The sequence below is a fragment of the Rhodococcus sp. R1101 genome (assembly GCF_000278445.1).
GTDB lineage: Bacteria > Actinomycetota > Actinomycetes > Mycobacteriales > Mycobacteriaceae > Rhodococcus > Rhodococcus gordoniae.
This window is the reverse complement of sequence record NZ_AJVB01000279.1, coordinates 1-4977: the sequence shown is the minus strand read 5'-3', so window position 1 is coordinate 4977 and position 4977 is coordinate 1. Positions and strand designations below refer to the sequence as shown.

7 protein-coding genes are annotated in these 4977 nt (G+C 67.8%); 6 read left to right on the top strand and 1 reads right to left on the bottom strand.

Annotated features, from left to right (window positions below; translation table 11 throughout):
- Positions 1 to 844, top strand: an 844-nt coding sequence (locus R1101_RS0115890) for an arginine deiminase family protein (protein ID WP_026003340.1), incomplete at its 5' end; no start/stop codon positions are given.
- Positions 845 to 863: 19 nt separating this feature from the next.
- Here R1101_RS0115890 and arsC read toward each other — a convergent pair.
- Positions 864 to 1211 (bottom strand): arsenate reductase (glutaredoxin), encoded by a 348-nt coding sequence (gene arsC, locus R1101_RS0115885; protein ID WP_016934370.1) that lies wholly within the window; start codon positions 1209 to 1211, stop codon positions 864 to 866.
- Between the two features lie 148 nt (positions 1212 to 1359).
- Here arsC and mscL point away from each other — a divergent pair, with 148 nt between their 5' ends.
- The 5 genes from mscL to R1101_RS0115860 all read left to right on the top strand — a co-directional run.
- Positions 1360 to 1809, top strand: a complete 450-nt coding sequence (mscL, locus tag R1101_RS0115880) for a large conductance mechanosensitive channel protein MscL (RefSeq protein WP_016934369.1) — start codon at positions 1360 to 1362, stop codon at positions 1807 to 1809.
- Positions 1810 to 1821: 12 nt separating this feature from the next.
- Positions 1822 to 2184, top strand: coding sequence for a GntR family transcriptional regulator (locus R1101_RS0115875; RefSeq protein ID WP_016934368.1), 363 nt, complete (start codon positions 1822 to 1824; stop codon positions 2182 to 2184).
- A gap of 110 nt (positions 2185 to 2294) precedes the next feature.
- Complete coding sequence (locus tag R1101_RS0115870; RefSeq protein WP_016934367.1) at positions 2295 to 3896, top strand: BCCT family transporter; 1602 nt, start codon at positions 2295 to 2297, stop codon at positions 3894 to 3896.
- Positions 3893 to 4339, top strand: a complete 447-nt coding sequence (locus R1101_RS0115865; protein ID WP_016934366.1) for a hypothetical protein — start codon at positions 3893 to 3895, stop codon at positions 4337 to 4339. The genes R1101_RS0115870 and R1101_RS0115865 overlap by 4 nt, the downstream gene beginning before the upstream one ends.
- 88 nt (positions 4340 to 4427) lie before the next feature.
- Positions 4428 to 4977: T3SS (YopN, CesT) and YbjN peptide-binding chaperone 1 (locus tag R1101_RS0115860; protein ID WP_026003339.1), on the top strand; the 550-nt coding region annotated here is incomplete at its 3' end.

Sequence of the window (4977 nt, the reverse complement as noted above, 5' to 3'; positions counted from 1 at the left end):
GGGCATGACCTTCGACGAACTGCCCACGGTGGGCGGCGGCGCGGCTCCGTCCCTCGTGCGGTTGATGCACCACGGCTCCGACTTCGCCATCGCGCCGTTGCCGAACCTGCTCTTCACGCGCGACTCGTCGTTCTGGCTCGGATCACGGGTTGCGATCCCCAATCTGGCGTTGCCCGCCCGCCGCCGCGAGACCGGCCTCACCGACCTCATCTACGCCTTCCATCCGCAGTTCCTCCACGTGCGACGCGCGTACGAATCGCACACCGCACCCGTCGAGGGTGGCGACGTGTTGCTGCTCGCGCCCGGTGTCGTCGCCGTCGGGGTGGGGGAGAGGACGAGTCCGGCCGGTGCGGAAGCATTGGCGCGCAGCGCTTTCGACGACGGACTCGCGCACACGGTGCTGGCCGTTCCGATCGAGCAGCGACGGGCGTCGATGCATCTCGACACGGTGTGCACGATGGTCGACGTCGACGCGGTGGTGATGTATCCGGCGATCCGGGACAGCCTGCAGGCCTTCACCATCCACCGTGAAGACGGGACGGTGCAGATCTCGGGGCCCCGCCCCTTCCTCGAGGCCGCCGCCGACGCGATGGGAATCGAGAAGCTGCGCGTCATCGACACCGGTCTGGATTCCGTTGTGGCCGAACGTGAGCAGTGGGACGACGGGAACAACACCCTCGCCGTGGCGCCCGGTGTCGTCGTCGCCTACGAACGCAACGTCGAGACGAACACCCGGCTCGAGGATTCGGGGGTCGAGGTGCTGCGGATCGCCGGGTCGGAACTCGGTTCCGGCCGCGGCGGTCCGCGATGCATGTCGTGCCCGCTCGCGCGCGCGGTCCTGTGATCCTCGCGTGCAGTTCTCGTCAGAGGATCTCGCGCACCTTGTCGACGGGACGGGCGAGCACGGTCCCCTTGTCGGTGACGACGAGCGGACGCTCGATGAGGATCGGGTTCGCGACCATCGCCTCGAGCAGTTCGTCCTCGGACGCTTCGGCCAGGTTCAGTTCCTTGTAGAGCGATTCCTTCTTGCGGATCGCCTCGCTCGGTGTGAGACCCGCCGCATCGAGCAGCCCACGCAGCTCGTCGAGAGAGGGCGGAGTGTCGAGATACTTGATCACGGTGGGTTCGAGTCCGTTCTCCTCCAGCAGCGCCAAAGTGTTGCGTGACGTGCTGCAGCGCGGGTTGTGGTAGATCGTCGCCGTGGTTGCCATAGCCCGATTCTGCCCTGACGGACCCCTCGCTCCGATGCGGCCGGCAGCCGTGTCGCCCGAATCGTCCCTGTTGAAGGTGCCGGAGCGCGTCAATACGATGTCCGCGCCCTGAAGTTTTGTGAGTTCTCGAGAAAAGGCACGGAGCGCGATGTTCAAAGGTTTCAAGGATTTCCTGCTGCGCGGAAACGTCGTCGAACTCGCTGTCGCGGTGGTCGTCGGTGCGGCGTTCACGTCCATCGTCACGGCGTTCACCGACCACATCGTGAACCCGCTCGTCGCGGCGGTGGGCGGCGACAACGATATGGGCTTCGGCTTCCGCCTTCTGTCGTCGAACGACGCGACCTTCGTCAACCTCGGCGCCGTCATCTCCGCGGCGATCAACTTCTTCATCATCGCGGCCGTCGTCTACTTCGTGCTCATCGTGCCGGTCAACGCGGCCAAGGCACGCTTCGCGCCGGAGAAGGAGCCCGAGGACGAGCCGCTGAGCGAGACCGATCTGCTCATCCAGATCCGTGACCTGCTCGAGACCGGCAGCTACAACCACGCCCCCGCCGAGGCGCCCTCGGCCGAAGCGCCGGTGAGGGTTACCGAGCGCTGATAACCTGCGAGAATGCTCGACCTCACCATCGATCCCGACTCGACCGTCCCGCCGTTCGAGCAACTGCGCCGACGCATCGTCGACCTGGTACACGAGGGTGAGCTGATCGCAGGATCGAAGCTGCCCACCGTGCGGGGCCTCGCCGACACGCTCGGCATCGCCCCCAACACGGTCGCCAAGACCTATCGCGAACTGGAGAAGCTGGGGGTGCTCGAGGCCCGCGGGCGGGCCGGGACGTTCGTCGCCGACACGGGCGATCCCACCCGCACGCGGGCCCAGCGTTCCACCCACGAGTACGTCGCCGAGGTGCGCGCCCTGGGGATGTCCGACGACGAGATCCTCGACTTCGTCTCGGCCGCGCTGCGCGCAGGCTGACCGGCCGGTGAGCAGCGCGGAAAGGGTGCACACCCCGTCCGGAATGTGACTATCACCTCGGGTTCGGTGATTCGGCTCCGAAGCCGGCCGAAACTTGGAAGGTTTGTCGCATGAACGTGCCTGGTGATCGGCCCGGCTCCGAGGAGATCTCGGGTGCCGGTGCTCCTGTAGAAGCCGAGTCCGCAGCGCAGCGGCCGCAGACCGACAAGGTGGTCTTCGGAGTCTCTGCCGCGCTGGTCGCGGCGATCGTGGTGTGGGGCCTGGCCGCCACCGAGAACTTCGGGACCGTCACCGGGAACATCCTCGACTGGGTCGTCGTCGAGTTCGGCTGGTTGTTCGTCCTCACGGCGAGCGCGTTCGTGTTCTACGCGCTCTGGCTCGCGCTGAGCCGCTACGGGCGGATCCCGCTGGGCAGGGACGGCGAGAAGCCGGAATTCCGCACCGTCAGCTGGATCGCGATGATGTTCGCCGCCGGGATGGGTATCGGCCTCATGTTCTTCGGTGTCGCCGAGCCGCTCTCGCACTTCGTCGAACCGCCACCCGGCACCATCGGTGGCACCGGTATCGCGATGGCGACCTCGATGTTCCACTGGAGCCTGCATCCCTGGGCGATCTACGCCGTCGTCGGTCTGACCATCGCGTACGGGACCTTCCGGAAGGGACGCAAGCAGCTCATCAGCTCGGCCTTCATCCCGATCCTCGGACGCCGGGCCGAAGGTCCGCTCGGCAAGGTCATCGATATCCTCGCCCTGTTCGCGACCCTGTTCGGTACCGCGGCGTCGCTCGGTCTGGGCGCTCTGCAGATCGGATCGGGTTTCGAGGTCACCGGCTGGCTCGAGTCGGCGGGAGTGATGCTGCTGGTCGCGATCGTCGCGCTGCTCACTCTCGCGTTCATCGCGTCCGCAGTCACCGGTGTGGCCAAGGGCATCCAGTACCTGTCGAACATCAACATGGTCCTCGCCGCCGTCCTGGCACTGTTCGTCTTCGTGCTCGGGCCCACGGTGTTCATCCTCAACCTGGTGCCCACCACCCTCGGCGCGTACGCCGCCGAGTTCGCCCGGATGTCGGCCCGCACGGCCGCATCCAACGACGCCGCGGGCGAATGGCTGTCGAGTTGGACGATCTTCTACTGGGCATGGTGGGTCTCGTGGGCGCCCTTCGTGGGCATGTTCCTCGCCCGCATCAGCCGCGGCCGCACCATCCGGGAGTTCGTCGTGGGCGTCATCCTCGTCCCGAGCCTGGTCAGTCTCGTGTGGTTCTCGATCTTCGGCGGCGCCGGCATCGGGCAGCAGCTGGACGGCCTGGACATCGCCGGTGCCGACAGCGTCGAAGGGCAGCTGTTCGGGGTGCTCGGCAACCTCCCGCTCACCGGTGTCGCCACGGTCGTCGCGATGCTGCTCATCGCTATCTTCTTCATCTCCGGAGCCGACTCCGCCTCGATGGTCATGGGTACTCTCAGCCAGCGCGGCACCCTCGCACCCCAGCGCACGGTGGTGATCTTCTGGGGCGGACTCACCGGCGGGGTTGCGGCACTGCTGCTGTGGAGCGGCGGCTCGGAAGCCCTCAACGCCCTGCAGACGATGACGATCATCGCCGCCGCCCCCTTCCTCCTCGTGATGATCGGCCTGTGCGTGTCGTTGTACCGGGATCTGCAACGCGACCCACTCATCACGGGCGGACGCAGGAAACGGACGCTGCGCAGGGTCGAATGACCGAGCGGTCCCGGATCGAGGACGTCGAGTTCCTGCTCGACGTCCTCGATCTCCGTCCGGGCACGTCGGTTCTCGCGATCGACACCGGACCGGCCTCCGGTGTGGTCGCCGGACACCTCGGTCCGGACGCCCGGCTACGCGTGGTACCGACCGCGGCCCGGATCCACGAGTTCGTGGGCCGCGAGACGTTCGACCGCATCTACGCCGTGAACGTCCCCGACTTCCGCGAGGACACCGCGGCCGTGGCCGCCCTCGCGCCGATGCTGACCGACGACGGACGGTTGTGGGTGATCGACGGAGCAAGGGCCGGGGAGGACACCGGGACGATCTCGATGACGGTGAGCACCGTTCTCGCACAGGCAGGATTCGCGATCGTCGACATCCTCGAACGCGGGTCGCGGGTCGCGGTGTGGGCGGCGGTCGCACGGCGGCATCACGGGTGACACACGACGCCGCGTGCCTGCGGTGAGTTGTCGTCCACCACGAGTACGGTGTCGCCTGCCCGGCAGTTGCTCTTCGAGAGGAGTGCGCGTGACCGACACCGACAGATTCGACGAGACCCTCGACCGCGACTGGACCCGCTACGCGTCGCAGCTCGCCCGGCGCATCTCCGAACTCACCGGATCCGACGCTTTCGAGCTGCGCGCCGAGACCGCCTCGGGCGCCGCGGCCTGCGTGCGGGTGCGGGCGGGCTCCGGTGGGCGTGCCACCGTCGAGGTCGCCGGATCCGAGCCGGTCACCCGGCCCGTCTCCGAGGCAGACATGCTCGCCCGTCACATCGTGTCGGTGCTGCGCGGTCGTGGAGAAGTGCCGCATCCTGCCTTCCTGCAGGCCCACCCACCGTCCGCCCTCGGCGACCTGCGCGAGCGCGTGAGCGACGCCCTCGCCCACGCCCTGGGCCGCCCCGTGCCGGTCGACGCCGACGGCGACTTCGTCGTGATCCTCGACTCCCAGGTGGTCTTCGTCATGATCGACGACGACGGCAACATCAGGTTGTGGGCGCCGCTGTTGCACGCGATCCCCGAGGACGACATCCCCGGAGCCGCGCCGGACGGCGGTCGCACCCACGCGCTGACCGAGC

Excerpts from the sequence above, each read along its gene's own strand:
- arsC (WP_016934370.1), bottom strand. The coding sequence starts at position 1,211 with ATGGCAACCACGGCGACGATCTACCACAACCCGCGCTGCAGCACGTCA.
- mscL (WP_016934369.1), top strand. The coding sequence starts at position 1,360 with ATGTTCAAAGGTTTCAAGGATTTCCTGCTGCGCGGAAACGTCGTCGAA.
- R1101_RS0115875 (WP_016934368.1), top strand. The coding sequence starts at position 1,822 with ATGCTCGACCTCACCATCGATCCCGACTCGACCGTCCCGCCGTTCGAG.
- R1101_RS0115870 (WP_016934367.1), top strand. The coding sequence starts at position 2,295 with ATGAACGTGCCTGGTGATCGGCCCGGCTCCGAGGAGATCTCGGGTGCC.
- R1101_RS0115865 (WP_016934366.1), top strand. The coding sequence starts at position 3,893 with ATGACCGAGCGGTCCCGGATCGAGGACGTCGAGTTCCTGCTCGACGTC.